Genomic DNA, 1,797 nt, shown 5'->3' with positions numbered 1-1,797 from the left:
TATATAACATTAATATATAAATATATTATTTTAAATAACTATATGATTGTCAGGTAGGTTTTTATTAAAATTCCAGGGTCGACAGGCAGTGACCCGGTTTTTACACATTCATATGCTATCATTTTAATATCGTTATAATTTCTTGAATCCATAATGGTTATATTCCTGTTTTCTGGTATGAAATCCATTAAATTTTTAAAATCACCGCGATAAAATGTTTTTTTATCTTCAGTGTATCTTTCATACTCCGGAATGGTATCGGTTATTATTATTTTACCCATTTTTGAAAATTCCATCAGGTATGCTTTTATATTACCCCTGAGGGCGCTGTCTATTCTTAATAATATTGTTTCATTGCAATAAAACTTTAAAACCATTTTAAATCTATCAATTGATTTTTGCTCATCCGCATTTCTGGTTTCTATATCAACACATACGTAATCGTATGCATTGATATCTATAAGTTTAATATTATAATATGGTACTGTAATTGAATTATTCAGCATTGAGGCCATTCCTGAGGCTCCGGTAAGATCATCTGATATAATTACAAAAACCATATATATTTTATAATTCTTTTTAATTAAAATATGTTTTTATTATGCATTTATCGGTTCATTTAGTATATCAAGAAGAGATTCAGAACCGTCTATAATTTTATCCGCAACCCTTATTACCTCAACTGCTGAAGGATTAAATGCTATAAATTTACCAGATACATTTTTCATTGAGATGTCCTGCAGGCTGCTTCCAACAGATATTATATCATCCTTTTTAAATCCGTTTTTAATTCTTAATTTGTTTAATATTATTTCCTTTCTAATTGAATCCACATTTTTGATAAATCTTATTTTGCCAGAAATTATTTTCATTTCATTGGCTATGGAATAATCAAACTTAAATTCCCTTGCTATTATATCAGCATAGTTTTTTACACCAGCGGTTATTATTGCAGCTTTTATTCCATTCTGGTGCAGTATTTTTATTGTGTCATCTATACCATCATAAAGGTCCATGTAGTCGAAGGATTCATCGATTAATTTGTTAAATGCTGTATTATTTATGGATACATTAATCTTGTTATTTAAATTGTCATATAAATAATCAAAGTTATAGATTATGTTATAATAAGGATTCCTGGATAATTTAGACATAACCCTGTTCCAGGTATTTTTATTTTTTAACAGTGTTCCTTCCATGCTGAAGGCAACAAGCTTTACCATTTTATCACCTCTCACTTTCTATTTTTAAACGTATATATCGCTAAATATAATTTAAGTTTTTCTATATATGTTATATTGTACTATATTTATATTGGCGTAAAACTTATTAAATAGGTATATAAAAATTGCCAGAATATATTATAAGGTTAAATCCATTAATAAAAGACCTTAAAATGTTAAATACAGTTTTATAAATTTTTAAATAAATATGAATTACATAGAAATTTAGAATGTTAAAAACTCATAATCTTTTTCTGCCAGATCCTTTATTATCGGGCCCACCATGTCAAGCTTAATGGCGCTGACCTTTTCAAGTTTGTCTGCAAGGTTAAGGTTATTTGCAACCAGTTTGCACGCAATTGCAAGTGAGTTGCCAGCGCTATTATAGTCATTTATAAGTTTCATAATAGCTTCGTCATTATCTGCTATAAACCTCTCGCTTGGGCCAAAAAATATTAATTTTGTATCTCCAAAAAATTTATTTTTTCTTGAAACACCGGCAAGTGTTGCTGCGGCTATTGCCTTTTCTTTATTTGCAGTTGAAATTATAATTGCCACATTTTTCATGTTTTAT

The 1,797-nt window shown here is 28.4% G+C and carries 3 protein-coding genes; all 3 read right to left on the bottom strand.

Going from position 1 to position 1,797, the window contains the following annotated elements; genetic code table 11:
* Positions 1-38 precede the first annotated feature (38 nt).
* Complete coding sequence (locus tag AOG54_RS03030) at positions 39-560, bottom strand: four-carbon acid sugar kinase family protein (protein ID WP_048102456.1); 522 nt, start codon at positions 558-560, stop codon at positions 39-41.
* A gap of 39 nt (positions 561-599) precedes the next feature.
* A complete protein-coding gene (locus tag AOG54_RS03025; protein WP_156150353.1) occupies positions 600-1,223 on the bottom strand; it encodes an HAD family hydrolase in 624 nt (207 codons plus the stop codon).
* 225 nt (positions 1,224-1,448) lie between these two features.
* Positions 1,449-1,790 (bottom strand): hypothetical protein, encoded by a 342-nt coding sequence (locus AOG54_RS03020; protein WP_048102458.1) that lies wholly within the window; start codon positions 1,788-1,790, stop codon positions 1,449-1,451.
* Positions 1,791-1,797: the final 7 nt, after the last annotated feature.

The sequence above is a fragment of the Acidiplasma aeolicum genome (assembly GCF_001402945.1).
In the GTDB taxonomy this organism is placed as follows: Archaea; Thermoplasmatota; Thermoplasmata; order Thermoplasmatales; family Thermoplasmataceae; genus Acidiplasma; species Acidiplasma aeolicum.
The sequence above is the reverse complement of the archived record's forward strand: the minus strand, read 5'-3'. Positions and strand labels throughout refer to the sequence as shown.

What these genes read in the sequence shown, in the direction of transcription:
- AOG54_RS03020 (WP_048102458.1), bottom strand. Translation starts at nt 1,790, where the DNA reads ATGAAAAATGTGGCAATTATAATTTCAACTGCAAATAAAGAAAAGGCA.
- AOG54_RS03030 (WP_048102456.1), bottom strand. Translation starts at nt 560, where the DNA reads ATGGTTTTTGTAATTATATCAGATGATCTTACCGGAGCCTCAGGAATG.
- AOG54_RS03025 (WP_156150353.1), bottom strand. Translation starts at nt 1,223, where the DNA reads ATGGTAAAGCTTGTTGCCTTCAGCATGGAAGGAACACTGTTAAAAAAT.